A 15,782-nucleotide genomic window follows, 5' to 3' on the forward strand; every position below is an offset into this window, starting at 1 on the left:
TTACATCATTTACCTGATGGATATCCTCTTGCTGTCACTCACAGCGTTTGGCGGTCCGCAGGTACATTTGATGATGATGATAGAAAGGCTCGTGCGAAAAAGGCGATACATCACCGAAGAAGAACTGCTTGAATTACAAGCTCTTTGCCAGGTATTGCCAGGTCCAAGTTCGACGCAAACGGTAACAGCCATTGGCCTGAAAATTGGTGGACAACCACTGGCTTATCTCAGCCTGATCGTATGGTCGCTGCCAGCGATGATACTCATGACGACGGCGGCTATCGGTATCCACTACCTTGAAAGAAATTCCATTTCGCTAGGATTCACCAGGTTTGTCGGCCCGATGGCAGTAGCTTTTTTAATGTACGGAGCATGGGCAATCGCCCGCAAAGTGATTCATAACGCGCAGGGCTGGTCTTTTTTGATCATTTCAACCATGCTTGCCTATTTATATCCATCACCCTACATGACGCCGGTACTGATCATTTCGGGCGGAATTGCCGCTTCTCTCAATTTCAAGAAGCACGAAAAAATGGAGCGTGGCCCGATACGGATTCTCTGGCGGCCCATTATATTCTGGATATCCGTACTGGTAGCTGCTGCCATTATCGGAAAGATCACGAACTCACTGCCGGTGCGGCTTTTCGAAAACTTTTATCGTAACGGAAGCCTGGTTTTTGGCGGCGGGCAGGTACTGATCCCAATCCTTTACAATGAGTTTGTTGGATTTAAGCATTACCTCACCGATCAGGAATTTCTGGCGGGAATGGCCCTGACGCAGGTTGTACCGGGCCCTGTATTTTCAATTGCTACTTTTGTCGGCAGCATTTCACTGCAATCCGAAGGTATCGTCGGGCAAATTATTGGAGGGTTTGTCGCTACCGCCGGGATATTTCTCCCAGGTACATTCTTTATCTTTTTTGCCTACCCTTTTTGGGCCCAGCTCAAAAAATACCGCGGTATCCGCGCCTCGCTGGAAGGAATTCATGCGGCTAGTTGCGGACTTACCATCGCCGCAGCCATTTCACTTTTCCAACCCATGATGACCGACTGGCAACCGCTGCTGACCGTAATCACTACCCTGCTCGTCCTCACCTTCGCCAAAGTCCCCTCCTACCTCATCATTCTCGCAGGCTTGCTGCTAGGATTGATTTTCTGAGCTGCTAAACTGGAACTGGTTTTAATGGCGTTTAACACTCCTACTAAGAAAGAGAAAAATAGGAATGTTATTTAGATGGATCTTCAAATAATATGTTATCAAATGCTTTTTTGATAGTATCATGATATGGGTTCGAATTGCTAATGAAAATTGAGCAATACCCCTCACCACATAGCTCATTGTCGTTCTTAGTTGCTAGATTATTATTAGATTGAAATATTTTGTTATACCATCTGGTGAACAACCTATTTCGGCAAACATCTCTTGCATCATCATTTTCGCATATCATAATAATCGATTTCGAGGGGGACTTAACGAGAGATCCTAACAGTAGAGATAGCACGGTGTCCATGATTCTTTTGTCGTGGCTCTGCCCGAGAATTTTTGAAGCTCGGTTACCTGAATAGTATAAAGCTTCACGTACTTTGCCGTGTGGCTCAAACGTGAAGCTTACTATGTCATTATTGAAGTCCGGGTATTTGCTAAAATAGTCTGGTGAGTTGGTAAAGTAGGCTATGTACTCTATGCCACTATCCGTATAAAATTTATACGAATCCTCGCCTGCACTAACTAGATCATACGGGTTTAACGAATTTGATTCCCCTTGCATGTATGTTTTCTAAGGTTTCTTTCCCCTCGAAGTATCTGGACACCGCTTTTTTGTCGTCTAGCATCTTCTGAAAAAGTGATCCTTTCTTCTTATTTGCGCCATCAGCAGCTTCTGCCACTGGCTCACTTGCTGTTTTGTTCATGGTCTTTTTGGTAATATTGTTTTAGGCGTTGACCTTATACCTATATTCTTGAATCGATTTAAGTTTTATAGGTAACGCTCTTGTATATTTACTTTTGTAAACATACAAATATATAAAATTTGTTTCACATCAGAGAAAGTGTAACGCTTACCAAGGTTCTGACAAGAGTAAACGAAATTTAACCACCACAGAATAGTATACAATTACAAGAATGAAACATTCCTTCCTTTTTCTTCTTTCCGTTATCCTCTTTCATACTTTCAGTTCCAAGGCCCAGATTAGTACACCGCCTAGTTTTTTGCACAGAAATCAGCAATGGGTCGATTCCGTTTTTGCGACACTTACACCGGATGAACGCATTGCGCAGCTGATTATGGTAGCGGCAGTTTCGGATGTAAAAAGGGCTGTAATTGATCCCAAAACGAGTAGTCCGGCGGCTGTTGAGAAACTGATCCGTGAAAATAAAGTAGGGGGTATCGTGTTTTTTCAGGGAGGACCGGTTCCTCAGGCACGCTTGACGAACTACTACCAATCCATTTCCAAAGTACCATTGCTGGTGGCGATGGACGCGGAATTCGGGCTGGCAATGCGCATTGACAGTACGGTAAGGTATCCATATCAGATGACATTGGGTGCGATTCAGGGCAGCAATGATCTGATTTATGAAATGGGTGCCCAGCTTGCCAAACAGGCCAGACGATTGGGAATGCATATCAATTTCGCGCCGGTAGCAGACGTTAACAATAACCCCGATAACCCGGTTATCAGCTTTCGCTCTTTTGGCGAAAACAAATATAAAGTCGCCGATAAAGCGGTTGCTTACATGAAAGGAATGCAGGACAACGGCCTGCTAACCAGCGCAAAACATTTTCCCGGCCACGGCGACACCGGCGTTGACTCACATTATGACCTGCCATTGATTTCTCACAATACTACCAGAATTGACTCGCTCGAATTATATCCGTTCAAGGCCCTGATCAACAATGGCATCAGCGGGATTATGATCGCGCACCTGAGCATTCCCGCTCTTGACAAAACACCTAACCTGCCCTCCACACTCTCCAAACCGATCGTGAGCGACTTGCTGAGAAACCAACTAGGATTCGAAGGGTTGATTTATTCGGATGCAATGAATATGAAAGGGGTTACCAAATATTTCCCCGACGGCAAAGCCGATGCAATGGGCCTGGAAGCGGGAATGGACTTGCTTGAATTTACCGAAGATGTTTCCAAATCGATTGCGGAGATCAAGAAAAGCATTGCGGAGGGAAAGATCAGCCAGGCGGAGATTGACTACCGTTGCAGAAAAGTATTGGAAGCAAAAGCCTGGGCCGGACTTAATCATTATAAACCGGTTGACCTCAACAATCTTTATGAAGACCTGAACCCAAAAGCTGCGGAGTTAAGCAACCGCCTCTTAACGGAAAGAGCGTTGACCATTTTGAAAAACGACAACAATCTATTACCCCTGCGGGAGCTTGATACATTAAAAATCGCATCGGTCTCGATTGGCGCGGATACCATTACCACTTTTCAGAAAACACTCGGCCTGTATACCAGCGTTGATCATTTCTTTATCCCCGCAAAAGCTACGGATGTGCAGATTGCTGACTTGCGCTCCAAATTGAAATCATACAATCTGTTTTTAGTCGGCGTTCATTTGGGAAGTATTTCTCCACGCACGAATTATGGCCTGACTGAGCAGATGAATGCGGTTTTGCAGGAGCTGATTGCTACCAATAAAGCAGTCGTATCCATTTTTGGGAATCCCTACGCACTGAATAAAATCCAGAAACCCGAGGCTGCAAAAGCATTGATCATGTCGTACCAGCTGACACAGTACACACAGGACTTGTCGGCTCAGCTGATTTTCGGGGCGATACCCGCGAAAGGTAAGCTGCCAGTGACGGTGAATGCACAGTTTCCATACAATGCAGGAATTGAAACGCCAGCAATTGGCAGGTTGAAATACACCATTCCCGAAGAGCTGGGGCTGGATTCCAAAGTCATTACTTTCAAAATCGACTCCATTGCCAATGTTACACTGACGCAAAAAGCAACGCCGGGCTGCGTGGTCCAGCTGGCAAAAGATGGCAAGGTATTTTTCCGGAAAGCTTACGGCAAGCATACTTACGAAGGCCCGGAACCAGTCAAGCTGACCGATCTTTATGACCTGGCGTCGGTCACCAAAATTACAGCTTCTACCCTGGCATTGATGAGCCTTTGGGATCAGAAAAAATTTGACCTGGACGCTACCATGAAAGATTATTTACCCGATTTTAAAAACTCGAGCAAAGCTGATCTTCAATGGAGACGCGTACTGACGCACAGCGCAAGGCTGAAAGCATTTATTGTACTCTGGAAAGAAGCGCAAAATCAGGACGGAAGCTGGAAAAAGAAGACTTTCAGTACCAAGGAATCTAAAAGATACCCTACTTCGGTCGTCGGTGATAGTCTGTTTATTTTTAAAAATTATGACAAAACCATTTTCAAATCCATCCGCGATTCGCCATTGAACGAAAAGGAAGGATATGTTTACAGCGATCTATCATTCATCCTTTATCCGCAGATTGTAAAAAGCCTTTCCGGTGAGAATTTTGAAGATTATCTCAAAAACCATTACTACCATAAATTGGGAGCGAATTCACTGACATTCAATCCAAAACGTTTTTATAAACTGGAAGACATTGTACCTACCGAAAGAGACACGTTTTTCAGGATGACGCAGCTTCACGGCCAGGTTCACGATGAAGCCGCTGCGATGCTCGGCGGGCTTAGCGGTCATGCAGGCTTGTTTGGCGATGCCAATGATGTGATGAAAGTGTGGCAAATGTACTTGCAGCAGGGTTACTACGGTGGTCAGCAGTTGCTGAGCAAGGATGCACTCATTGAATTTACGCGTTATCAATATCCTGAGGAAGGCAGTCGTCGGGGAATCGGTTTTGATAAACCTACTTTCAAATATTCAGGCAATGCGCCTAGATACGCCAGTCCGTCGAGTTTCGGGCACACGGGCTACACGGGTATCATGACCTGGGCCGATCCGGCGTGGAAGCTGAATTACGTTTTTCTTTCCAACCGGGTTTACCCGACGAGAGAGAATAACAAGATCTCAGCACTCAATATCCGGACGGCGATTATGGACGTTGTATACCAGGAATTGTTAAAAAAGTAAGATCGATTTCTGAGAAGGAACCCTGATATCTTGCTACATTTGTAACACGCACATTCACTCCAACTATGGCACAACACTATCGGTTTGACAAAGAAAAAGCATCCCGCCGACCGGGAATTACCCCCTTGAAGGATGCTATTGATCAGATGCTGGACAAGTACCGGATCAGAAACCGGTTCGACCAGTCGTATGTCGTGGCACATTGGGACAAGATCATGGGTTCGGCGATTGCTACCCGTACCAAAACGGTTTACATTAAAGAAAGGACGCTTTTTCTTCAGATAGAATCGGCTCCGCTACGTAATGAACTTTTCCGCGCCAAAACCAAAATTGTAGAACTGATCAACCGCGAAATGGGGACAGATCTGGTTGAGGATGTGGTGTTTATTTAGTCAGCCGTGGTATCATTAGTGATAACTTAATAAAATAAAGCAATGACAACGCTATTCATTAATACCGAGGACAAAGCGGTTTTGCAAGCAGTTAGAGCACTTCTTAACGGTTTCAAAGTTCCTTTTGAAGAAGCAAAAGATAAGGAATATGATCCTGAATTTGTTGCGATGGTAAAATTGAGCGAAAAGCAAATGAAGGCTGGCAAGACCGTTAAACTAGAAGCAGGCGCTAATGTATGGGATCTGATATCTTCGAAATAGAATTTACAGAGCTCGCTATTCTGCATTTGCAATTCTGGCATAAATCTGGTCAGAAAAATCTCATTAAAAGATCGGAGAACTTATTCAATCAATAAGGGAAACGCCCACTTCCGGGATCGGTAAACCAGAGCTATTGAAGCATCAGCTTGCTGGAAAATATTCACGCAGAATAAATCAGGAACACCGTATTATTTACGAAATAATAGGCAATACCGTTTACATACTCTCATTAAAGGGACATTACTAGTCCCAGGTTAACAATTATTCATGACGACATTGACGACATCTTCTTCCACGTCCACAAGATATCGTCAATGCTTTGACTTATTTGAATGAACGAAATAAAGCTTCCGCCTTTTCTGAGGCCAGGTGATAAAATAGGGATAATTGCTCCCGCCAGTGTGGTTAAGTATGACGATATCGTGCCTGGTATCAATATCTTCAAAAACAAGTGGGGACTGGAAGTGGTAGAAGGTACCACATTACAAAGTGCATTCAATCAATTTTCGGCTTCGGACGCTGTACGTCTCGCAGACTTGCAGCAGATGCTGGACGATCCTGATATCAAAGCTGTTATCGCCGCACGTGGTGGCTACGGATGCTCCCGGATCGTCGATGGTCTTGATTTTAATGGTTTTTTAAAATCTCCCAAATGGATTATCGGTTTTAGCGATCTTACTGTGATCCTTTCCCGAATTTACCAGCTCGGTTATGCCAGCCTGCACGCTCCTATGGCCAAATCCATTACTACGGAAGGCGCGGAAGAAGCTGCTGAATCATTGAGACAAATGCTTTTTGGCGAACAGCCTGCATATACATTTGCATCTCATTCATTGAACCGTACCGGAAGCACTACCGCCCAGGTTGTAGGCGGAAACCTATGCCTTCTTGCGCATCTGATCGGCTCCGAAACTGAAATCGATACGACAGGCAAGATCCTGTTTATTGAGGATATTAATGAATACCTATACAATCTGGACAGAATGATGATCCAGCTGAAAAGAGCTGGAAAGCTGACCAACCTCGCAGGACTGATTGTAGGACAGTTTACTGATATGAAGGACAATGGTAACCCCTCATTTGGAAAAGATACTTACGAGATCGTTCAAGAGCATGTTGCCGAGTTCAGCTATCCGGTATGTTACAATTTCCCGGTTGGCCACGTAGGTGACAACAGGGCGATGAGCATTGGTATGAAGGCTTCTCTGGAAGTCGGGGATCATGAGGTCAATTTCCGTTTTTTGCCACAAGCTCCTGATATTCAGATTTAACACATGGAAACTTTCAAGGATAAGGTAGTATGGATCACGGGTGCTTCTTCGGGAATCGGGGAGGCTATTGCGCTGGCTTTTGCCAAAGAAGGTGCCAAACTGGTGCTAACTGCCCGCCGCGAGGAGGAATTGATCCGCGTGAAAAAACTAACGGGACTTCCTGACGGTGACGTACTGGTACTCCCCCTGGATGTAACGGAATTTGAGAAAGCCAAACCTGCTGCTGAGCAGGTTATCAGTCATTTTCAAAGGATTGATATCATGGTACACAATGCCGGTGTAAGCCAGCGGTCATACATTCAGGACACAGATCTTGAAGTGTATCAGAGTCTAATGAATGTAAATTTTTACAGTACCGTAGCATTAACGAAAGCCGTTTTACCTTACATGACCAAGCAAAAAAGTGGTCATTTTATTGTGATCAGCAGCGTGGCTGGCAAGATTGGCACCATCATGAGGTCGGGCTATAATGCTGCCAAACATGCCTTGCAGGGATTTTACGATTCTTTGCGCGCTGAGGGTTATAAGGATAATATCAAGGTTACTACGATTTGTCCGGGCTATATCCGTACCAATATTTCGCTGAATGCATTAAATGAATCCGGCGCTAAATTTGGTAAAATGGATGCCAATCAGGCCAAAGGCATTCCTGCCGACGAATGTGCGCGCCAGATCCTGGACGCTGTTAAAAAGGATAAAAAGGAAATCTATATCGGCGGCTTCAAAGAAGTGGCTGCCATATATTTGAAAAGGTTCTTCCCGAGCATGCTTTTCGATCAGGTCAGGAAGAACATTCCCGAATGACATTCGTTCCTATTTACTTTTTGCTTTTTCCAGATAATCTGTTGCCAGCCTGCTGAGTGAGCGAACTCCTAAAACGAGGCTACCTTCGTCTACGTAAAAGTCAGGTGTATGGTGTGGAGCAGCGTCCGCCACATTTTTCCCTTTGCGCATACCACCCAGAAAAAAGAACAAACCGGGTACTTTTTGTTGAAAATAAGAAAAGTCTTCTGCTCCGGTTTTGGCTGGAATCACTTTCACGTTGTCCTTTCCTGCAACATTTTCAATGGTACCGATCATTCTTTCAGTTAGTGGTATATCATTAAACGTCACCGGATACATTACGTTTATTTTCACCTGCGCCGTCGCTCCCGCGCTTTCGGCAATGTGCGTGGAGATATCATTGATCCTTTTGTGAATATAGGTATGCATTCCTTCATCAAACGTGCGTATCGTTCCAATCATTTTTACTGATTCGGGAATGATATTTTCCCTGATACCGCCATTGATTGCTCCAATCGTGACTACCGCCGGTGCCTGGGTGATATTTAAGTTTCTGCTTACAATGGTTTGCAAGGCAGTCACGATCTGAGAAGATGTCACGATCGGATCCACCCCTGACCACGGATAAGCGCCGTGGGTTTGTTTTCCTTTTACATCAATAGTGAAAAAATCTACTGCCGCCATGGTTGCGCCCGGCCTGTATGAAATCTTTCCGACTTCAAGCTGAGAATCAATGTGTAAACCAAAAATGGCTTCAACTTTGGGATTTTCCAGAACACCTTCTTTCACCATAAGCTGTGCACCACCTTCCTCGCCTGCTGGCGCTGCTTCCTCGGCTGGTTGAAAAATAAACTTGATTGTTCCGGGCAACTCGCTTTTCACGGACGCCAGCACCTCCGCCACGCCCATCAGGATCGCAATGTGCGTATCATGCCCACAAGCATGCATTACGCCCGTTTTTTGACCATTATACTCGGTCACTACTGTTGATTTGAATGGTACATCAACCCTTTCCGTCACCGGCAGTCCGTCCATATCAGCTCTAAGTGCCACCACGGGGCCTGGTTTTCCGCCTTTCAGAATACCTACCACACCCGTATGAGCGATGCCGGTCGTAACCTCGATTCCCAGTTTCCTTAAATGATTGGCAACTTTTTCAGAGGTTTTGAACTCCCGGTTGCCGAGTTCGGGATTCTGGTGAAAATCGCGCCGCCATTCCACCAGTTTTTTATCCAGCGTCTGCGCTTTCTGATCTATAGCAGTGTTTATTTTCGACTGGCTGAATGCCTGGGTGGCAGGAAACACTGCCGGTAACAGCAACAGCGCTTTCAATATAGATTTGGAAAAACGAAATGTAGCGTATGCCATGCAGCGTGTTTCTTAAAAGTTAATAATCAGTCCTAGGAATGCATTTACGCAATATAATACAGAATAGCATTCAAGAAACACACAGAGGCCCTATCCTGTGAAAGATAAGGCCTCTGTATTCAATTCAAATTAAGTTTTCCGGTTTCGGCGATCAATGCTCGTCTTCGCGGAAACCGGTACGACGGTAGCCCGCATATTCGTACTGTGTGCCCGGGTCATCCGAAAATTCAAATTTTACATAAATAGAATCCGTTTTATTCCCTCCCGGCGTAGTAGCCATGCCTTTCAGGATCTTACCCTCAACCACCGATACTTTAATGTCGGGATCGTAAGCATTGCTCAAACCAGGAGCAGCTACAAAGGTCAGGCCCGGAAGGCTAACTTTGGCGACGATTTTCGCAGGCCATAATTCATGATCATCCAAAATGAGGTCTGTCTCATTGTTCGCAGCGGTATTTGATGTGGTAATGAGGTTAAAACCCGCACCAATGTCTTCGCCGTCAACCAGCACATTGATCCACCATTCACCTGCCATTGCTTGCAACTTGGTCCCTTCGATAGTGGGTTCACTTCCCAGATCGCAGGCTGACATAGAAAGGCCTGCGATGAGAATAGCTATATATCCTAAAATCTTATTCATTTTTATCTGGTTTTAAAATGATACTTGCTTCAATGTAGTTACGAAGGAATAAATGTTCCATTCGGTAGTCATCACGATTGTTTTAGTTGCAGGGTCAACCGTAAGCGTTTTTGGAGTCACTGGACCACCGAAGCCCAACACTTGCGGAGCACCGCCAAATTTGAAGTCGTTTTTCGGAATACTGTTCGCAGTAACCTCTAGTCCCGGAGCCAGGTACGCATCCCCAAGCGCCCTTCCCAATGCATACCAACCACCAATGGCATCGGATATCTGATAAGTATCGGTAGTACCAGGTTTCTTGCGAATAAGTACATACCTCATATTAGTGTACTGAGCACCAGAAGCACCATTTCTAAAAACAGTTGAGGTGTACAGACCTTCGATCGAGGTTTTCAGGTCACCTGTACAAGCCCTCCATATAACCCGTGATGCATTGGCATCGTAACCATCTTTATTCACGGCACTATAGTTGACGGTGTACCTGTCGGGTGTTGCACCGACCTCGGCAGATGTACCACCGCTGATCATTGGCGAAACACTGGTTGTGATTGGAATGGAGGTCCCATTCTCAGATGCTGTTACCCCGGGATCTGTGAACGCTGTTCCGCACGGCAAGAGTATCAGTTCGTCACCTTTGTAATCAAAATCAGGAAAATAGGTTATTTCCGAAATCCCTTCGGTTACTTTCTCTTCTTCACAGGATAAAGAAAGGGCACCTATAAACGCAACGGCTATATATTTTATAAATCTTTTCATCTGAATATTGATTTGAATTATTTCATCCACCAGACTTTGTCCGTAATGTTCGGCACCTGCGGGGTATTAGGGTTAACGTCGCGTGAGGCCGATGTGAAAGGGATACGCTTCGGAAGCGCACCGCCCGAGGTCACCGCCTGTACTGAGGAAGTCCATTGCCCAGGTACATAACTGTTGCTGGTTACTGGTACCGGCGATTTTTCAGGATACCCAGTCCGTGCCTGATCCCAGAACGACTCATAGCCCTGACGGAACATTGCTACCCATTTTTGAATGATGATGGCTTTCAATTTTGCTTCAGTCGTTCCTGTCGTAGGGTAGGCATACACGCCGCCAGCAGCTATTTTCTTCGGATCGAACGTGATGTTGAACTTGGCATAAGCAGCTTGCACCGCCTTGTCATAAAATGATTTGGCCATCGCTTCATTGCCGGTGCGCAGGTATGCCTCTGCAAGCAGGAAATATACTTCGTCAGTACTAAAAAAGAAGAAGGGATCGGTGGCGGTCATTTTCGCTACACTGGGTATAGTCGGAGCGACTGTTGAGCCATAGTCACCCTGAACCAAGCCGTATTGCCCGCCCGAACCAGGGGTAAAATATGCATTCAATCTATCCAGATCGTTATTTTCATCCAAATAGCTGAACAGCGTTCTGCTTAGTCTCAGGTTAGTACCTGTGTTAAGCTGGCGTACATTGTTTTCGTACAATGGATTGCTACGGTTAGGCTCGTCTACAAACTGGGTGATAGCTGCCGGTCCTTCCAGGAACGCCGTATTAGCATCAAGCATTGCTTTGATCGCTGCAATTGCCTGTGCCGAATTGGCGCTGCTCGTCTGACGAAGATACATTTTCAGTTTCAGCGTATTGACAAACCGTTTCCATTGATCAAGCTGATCGGCCGCACTCAAACTTCCGAAAACAAGGTCGGACGTTACCTGCGTAGACTTTCCATTGTCGAAATCCAGAGCAAGTGCTGCATCCAGTCTTTTCAATAACTCAGCATAAACAGCCGGCCCGTCGTCGTACTTCGGCGCCTTATTAGTTTCTACCTGTAGTGCTTCTGTCAAAGGAATTTTATCAAACCAGTCGGCCAGCATTTGAAAACCGTATGACTGAACAGCCACCGCCTGCAATACCATCAGATTATTTCCTGATTCGGTCGCCTTTTTCTTCACGTCTTCGAAGTCATTCAAGCCTCCGGCGTATAGCTCGGTCCAGGCAGTGTTGTAATCTGCCGCATTCAGGTTATACGCGTCAATGGTCCTGTACTGGGAACTTGCATTGGATTGCGTCCAGTGTTGAGACCAGATTCCGCCGATGATCGCAAAATCGCCGCCTACCGTACCTGCTACCGACGCCTGCGCGGCTGGCAATACGTATTGTGGGGCTACATTGGTTGGGTTATTGGGATCTTCATTAACATCAAGCCAGTCATTGCAAGACCCCAGTGCAAGTGCTGCGAACAGCAATACACTATTTTTAATTATACCTTTCATTTGAAATTGAATTAGAATGATAGATTTAACTGCGCGCCGTACGTTGCGACAGAAGGACCAGATGCAAATTCACCGTAAAGGTTTTTAAGACTGGTACCAAATGTGTTCGCCTCGGGATCGGTAAAGTGGTTTCCTTTTGGTGTCCACAGTACTAGGTTTCTTCCGAAAACGCCTACGGATGCTACACGGACCGGCGATTTGGCCAGGAAGCTTTTTGGCACAGAATAAGTCAATGACACGTTTCTGAGCTTAAAGAAAGTCTTCGGCAACACGTGGTTATACTCGTAGGAAGTGGTACCTCCATAGTAAGTATAAACATCAGCACGTGAGATCGGCGTCGTGTTTTCTGTATAAGTATTATCTGGCTGTTGTACCACCGAACCAGGAATTACCCATGGTTCTCTATCGTTATATTGAGTATTATACGCGTTCCCATTGAAGTAATTCAACCTGGCAGTATAGGAATAAAACACACCGCCGTTACGGTAATCACCATTTGCGCTCAGTTTAAAACCTTTATAGGTCAAGTAAGTTGAAAGTCCCAGCGTATAATTAGGATTGATCGAACCTCTGTAAGTTTCTTCGGTGCTTTGCAATGGCAAGCCCGTTTCAGGGTTCACAACTACATTGCCGTCGGGATCACGCCTCACGTCAGGAGAGTAGATAGCGCCAAGTGGCTTACCAACTACGGCGCGAAGCTTCACATTGTAGCTGCTGTTGAGCAGGATGTTACCCGATCCGCCTTCCAAACCAAGTGACTCTACTTCGTTTTTGATTTTGTTGTAGTTCAGGGTCACGCCCCATTCAAAATCCGCTGTACGAACCGGGATCAGGTTCAATGCGAGTTCCAAACCCTGGTTTCTAACGCTACCCAGGTTCACAGTTTGCGCTGTGGCGCCGGTTGCTGGTTCCAGGTTCAGGCTGATGATCTGGTTTTTGGTCAGTTTATCATAAACGCTAAGATCAAGTCCTACCCTTCTGCCAAAGAAACCAAGTTCAAGACCGGCTTCGAATTCCTGCGAAATTTCAGGTTTCAAATCAAGGTTACCCGGGTTATTGGAAACTTCATAGGCGTTAACACCACCGAATGGGAAGTTGATATTACCAAAACCACCCGCTCTCACACTACCCGGAACATACACGGAATACACCTGATAAGGATCGGCGTCATTACCGGCTGATGCGGCAGCAAAGCGTACCTTAACAAATGGTATCTGTGCAGGAAGCTTGAATGCCTCCGAAAGCACCGCGCTAATGCTCGCGCTTGGATAGAAGTAGGAATTTTTACCTTTTGGCAATGTGCTGCTCCAGTCATTTCTCGCTCCCACTGTCAGGTACAACCAGCTATCGAAACCGAATGTGGCGGAACCATAAACACCGACCAGACGACGCATTGTAGTGGTTGCGAATGTGATCGGGGTTACCGAGCTGTTGGAAAGGCTGTAAAAACCTGGCAAGTCAAGATTGGTCACTTTCGCATAGTTGGTCAGTCCCGATCTTTCATTCAGGTTATGTCCAAGAAATGCCTGAACATCAAAACGGGTTCCGAAGTTATGTTTGAAGTTAAAGATCAGGTCACTGTTGAACTGACGGTTACCTCTCGACAACTGGGCCACACTACCAAATACATTGTTGGCCGTGCTGTTAGGAGTGCCCGGTGTGATCCGGCCCACATTACCCCAGTCTTTCTGGAATGCATCGGAGTAGTCACCACCCACTCTCCATTGAACACCTAAACTTGGCAGCAGTTGATAACCAAACTCGATGTTACCAAAAATACGGTCTTCATCGTAGTTGTTACCTTGGTTGTACAGCGTCCAGTAAGGGTTTTGTGCGTATGGTGTAAAATAATTATCAAGATCCATGAACTTGCCAAAAGGATTATTCGGATCAAGAAATGCTTTTGAATCTACAATAGAATGGTCTCTCGGGATCTGAATGATCTCCTGCCATACCACCTTTCCACCGCCTGCGTCGTCACCTTGTCCGGTTGCTACCGCTTTCTGGTGTTTGTGAACGTAATTGATGTTCGAGTTAACCGAGAATTTGCCCAGCTTTAACCCGCCATTCAGACTTAACGTGTTACGCTTATACGAATCTGCATTGGTTGGTACTACACCGTCCGCCATGGCATTGGAATAAGACACACGGTAATTGGCAGTTTCGGTACCTCCGGAAACAGCAATACTGTTGTTCCATTCGTAACCACGGTCGAAAAAGTCTTTCAGGTTATCTTCCTGTACAGCGAATGGTTTCAACAATTGTGAATTGTCCACCACGTTACCCCACAGCCTGGTTGAGCCGTCCATTTTAGGCCCCCAGGAACCGTTTTCGATCGGGTCAAACAGTCCGCTCCATCCCTGTCCGTAAGTATTTTGCAGGTGAGGAACCCTCAGAATTTGTGATTGGGCAAAAGAACTTGAAAAGTCCACAGTCGTTTTACCTGACTTTCCTCTTTTGGTAGTGATCAGGATCGCACCGTTAGCAGCACGGCTACCATACAAAGCCGACGCTGAAATACCTTTCAAAACGGTGATACTCTCAATTTCGTTTGGGTTGATGTCATTCATCTGGTTACCAAAGTCCATCGACCTGTTGAAGTCATCATTGCTGTTTGCAGCAGTTGTAGATGAAGAATTTCCCCTGTTGTTCATCGGCACACCATCGACTACGTACAATGGCTGGTTATTACCCGTTACAGAGTTAAAACCCCGGATGTTCAAAACTGTTGAAGCTCCCGGCGCTCCCGAAGCAGTAGACACAGATAAACCGGGTACCCGGGCATTCAGGGCATCCAGCGGGCTTGTATTCCTTGCTTCTGTAATAGATGTGTTGGTAATGGTAGCAGTGGAATATCCGAGCGATTTTTTTTCGCGGGAAATACCAAGGGCTGTAACCACTACTTCTCCAAGCTGCTGGGCGTCGGTCACCAGCGTTACATTAATTGTGGTTTTGGAACCTACTACTATACTTTGGCCAAGGTAACCCACGAATGAGTATACCAATGTTGCAGAGGCCGGAGCTGAAATAGAATACTTCCCCTCTGTGTCTGTGCTTACCCCTCTTGTCGTCCCTTTTACTGTAATGTTCACTCCTGGCAGGACACTCCCGTCATCCGCGGTCACGACTCCTGATACCACCTTGTCCTGGGCATAGGTGTGCCACCCAGGCATTAGTAAGGCGATCAAGATCAACAATTGTAGAATCTTTCTCATAGCAATGATTTAGAGTTTGTTTAATAGGATAATTTGATTTTACTGGTTACAAAACTACTGCCGAATTAATAAAATTACAATGCCTGGGGCACCAAGCCCAGAATATAATTTGGTATTAGAATCGTTTTATTGCCAAAAAAATATACAAATACTCAAAAGCACCCCTTAAAGCGTATATTGTAGAAGTTTAGCTTTTATGCCGATTTGTTATTAAAATTTCAACTGTACTACATGATCAATAGAATAATTGTAATCATATTCGACATTTGGTAAATAACCTTATGCCTAGCACCGTGCAATTTTCATACACGTAAGCCTCACAAACCACGATTTAGCCCGTCCAAACCAGCTCGTTTTTTCTCTGCAAAACCTTAAAAATGTTAGAATAATCCTATCATAAGCCATGAATAAAATATTGGATTTGAGGATGATTTAAAAAAATAGCGAAGATTATATAATTTATATTAATTCTTAATAACAGCTACGTATACATATACCGTCAGTTGACTGTAAT

Annotated in this window: 14 protein-coding genes; 7 read left to right on the plus strand and 7 right to left on the minus strand. The window is 45.3% G+C overall.

Annotated elements, in window-relative coordinates; translation table 11 throughout:
• Positions 1 to 16 precede the first annotated feature (16 nt).
• Complete coding sequence (chrA, locus tag ON006_RS17865; RefSeq protein WP_244821173.1) at positions 17 to 1,159, plus strand: chromate efflux transporter; 1,143 nt, start codon at positions 17 to 19, stop codon at positions 1,157 to 1,159.
• A gap of 67 nt (positions 1,160 to 1,226) precedes the next feature.
• Here the strand turns inward: chrA and ON006_RS32350 are convergent, their stop codons facing one another.
• On the minus strand, positions 1,227 to 1,769 hold the full coding sequence (locus ON006_RS32350; RefSeq protein WP_374760215.1) for a DUF6169 family protein: 543 nt from the start codon (positions 1,767 to 1,769) through the stop codon (positions 1,227 to 1,229).
• A complete protein-coding gene (locus tag ON006_RS17870; RefSeq protein WP_244820736.1) occupies positions 1,735 to 1,911 on the minus strand; it encodes a hypothetical protein in 177 nt (58 codons plus the stop codon). The genes ON006_RS32350 and ON006_RS17870 overlap by 35 nt, the downstream gene beginning before the upstream one ends.
• Positions 1,912 to 2,122: 211 nt before the next feature.
• Here ON006_RS17870 and ON006_RS17875 point away from each other — a divergent pair, with 211 nt between their 5' ends.
• The 6 genes from ON006_RS17875 (at position 2,123) to ON006_RS17900 (ending at position 7,814) form a co-directional block, all read left to right on the plus strand.
• Positions 2,123 to 5,086 carry a serine hydrolase domain-containing protein gene (locus ON006_RS17875; protein ID WP_244820737.1) on the plus strand — a complete coding sequence of 988 codons (2,964 nt, stop codon included), beginning with the start codon at positions 2,123 to 2,125 and terminating at the stop codon, positions 5,084 to 5,086.
• 65 nt (positions 5,087 to 5,151) lie between these two features.
• On the plus strand, positions 5,152 to 5,478 hold the full coding sequence (locus ON006_RS17880; RefSeq protein ID WP_244820738.1) for a DciA family protein: 327 nt from the start codon (positions 5,152 to 5,154) through the stop codon (positions 5,476 to 5,478).
• Positions 5,479 to 5,520: 42 nt separating this feature from the next.
• Entirely contained in the window at positions 5,521 to 5,739 is a 219-nt protein-coding gene (locus ON006_RS17885; protein WP_244820739.1) for a DUF2683 family protein, read from the plus strand.
• Between the two features lie 115 nt (positions 5,740 to 5,854).
• Positions 5,855 to 5,986 carry a Txe/YoeB family addiction module toxin gene (locus ON006_RS17890; RefSeq protein WP_244821174.1) on the plus strand — a complete coding sequence of 44 codons (132 nt, stop codon included), beginning with the start codon at positions 5,855 to 5,857 and terminating at the stop codon, positions 5,984 to 5,986.
• Between the two features lie 85 nt (positions 5,987 to 6,071).
• Complete coding sequence (locus tag ON006_RS17895; RefSeq protein WP_244820740.1) at positions 6,072 to 7,010, plus strand: S66 peptidase family protein; 939 nt, start codon at positions 6,072 to 6,074, stop codon at positions 7,008 to 7,010.
• 3 nt (positions 7,011 to 7,013) lie between these two features.
• Positions 7,014 to 7,814, plus strand: coding sequence for an SDR family oxidoreductase (locus ON006_RS17900; RefSeq protein WP_244820741.1), 801 nt, complete (start codon positions 7,014 to 7,016; stop codon positions 7,812 to 7,814).
• Between the two features lie 9 nt (positions 7,815 to 7,823).
• On the opposite strand, the gene ON006_RS17905 is transcribed toward ON006_RS17900, so the two are convergent.
• From ON006_RS17905 to ON006_RS17925, 5 genes are all read right to left on the minus strand, one after another.
• The gene (locus ON006_RS17905; protein ID WP_244820742.1) at positions 7,824 to 9,161 is read right to left on the minus strand and encodes an amidohydrolase; all 1,338 of its coding nucleotides are present in this window, start codon (positions 9,159 to 9,161) and stop codon (positions 7,824 to 7,826) included.
• Between the two features lie 151 nt (positions 9,162 to 9,312).
• Positions 9,313 to 9,801, minus strand: coding sequence for a lipid-binding protein (locus tag ON006_RS17910; protein ID WP_244820743.1), 489 nt, complete (start codon positions 9,799 to 9,801; stop codon positions 9,313 to 9,315).
• 12 nt (positions 9,802 to 9,813) lie between these two features.
• A complete protein-coding gene (locus ON006_RS17915) occupies positions 9,814 to 10,557 on the minus strand; it encodes a BT_2262 family domain-containing protein (RefSeq protein ID WP_244820744.1) in 744 nt (247 codons plus the stop codon).
• Positions 10,558 to 10,574: 17 nt separating this feature from the next.
• Complete coding sequence (locus ON006_RS17920; RefSeq protein ID WP_244820745.1) at positions 10,575 to 12,053, minus strand: SusD/RagB family nutrient-binding outer membrane lipoprotein; 1,479 nt, start codon at positions 12,051 to 12,053, stop codon at positions 10,575 to 10,577.
• A gap of 11 nt (positions 12,054 to 12,064) precedes the next feature.
• On the minus strand, positions 12,065 to 15,268 hold the full coding sequence (locus ON006_RS17925; RefSeq protein WP_244820746.1) for a SusC/RagA family TonB-linked outer membrane protein: 3,204 nt from the start codon (positions 15,266 to 15,268) through the stop codon (positions 12,065 to 12,067).
• Positions 15,269 to 15,782: the final 514 nt, after the last annotated feature.

It is taken from the genome of Dyadobacter pollutisoli, from assembly GCF_026625565.1.
GTDB classification, from domain to species: Bacteria; Bacteroidota; Bacteroidia; order Cytophagales; family Spirosomataceae; genus Dyadobacter; species Dyadobacter pollutisoli.